Annotated in this window: 1 protein-coding gene; it reads left to right on the forward strand. The window is 47.1% G+C overall.

Translation table 11 applies throughout. The features are described 5' to 3' along the window. On the forward strand, window positions 1–223 hold a 223-nt coding region (locus ACGF5R_RS25135), incomplete at both ends, for a contractile injection system protein, VgrG/Pvc8 family (RefSeq protein ID WP_387693389.1).

The raw sequence follows: 223 nt of genomic DNA on the forward strand, positions 1-223 counted from the left end.
CGTAATGGCGTGACCGAACGGACCATTAATGGTTTGATAACCGGGGCTGAACAGGGTAATACCGATGGCCGTCGCACTTTTTATATTTTCACTGTCCGCCCCAAAATGTGGATGATGACGCTCAATCAGGACAGCCGTATTTTCCATCGACAGTCCGTACCGGAAATCTTAACGGAGCTGCTTAAAGAGCATTATATTTTCTTTGCCCGCGATACGCTCTATA

The organism is Photorhabdus sp. RM71S, from assembly GCF_042879355.1.
Classification (GTDB): domain Bacteria; phylum Pseudomonadota; class Gammaproteobacteria; order Enterobacterales; family Enterobacteriaceae; genus Photorhabdus; species Photorhabdus kayaii.